General features: G+C 51.5%; 1 rRNA gene. It reads right to left on the reverse strand.

The features are described 5' to 3' along the window. A 23S ribosomal RNA gene (locus I6E24_RS16910) occupies window positions 1–268 on the reverse strand; the annotation flags it as partial.

Raw genomic sequence — 268 nt, forward strand, 5'->3', positions numbered from 1 at the left:
TCAACGCTTATTGGTGCGGACCTCCATCTGGTGTTACCCAGACTTCATCCTGGCCAAGGGTAGATCACTTGGTTTCGCGTCTACTACCGCTGACTTGACGCCCTCTTCAGACTCGCTTTCGCTTCGGCTGCAGGTCTTGTAACCCTTAACCTTGCCAACGACAGTAACTCGTAGGTTCATTATGCAAAAGGCACGCTGTCACTCCTGAAAGGAGCTCCAACCGCTTGTAGGCGCACGGTTTCAGGTACTATTTCACTCTTCTGTTCGA

The sequence above is a fragment of the Bacteroides caecigallinarum genome (assembly GCF_021530995.1).
GTDB classification, from domain to species: Bacteria; Bacteroidota; Bacteroidia; order Bacteroidales; family Bacteroidaceae; genus Phocaeicola; species Phocaeicola faecigallinarum.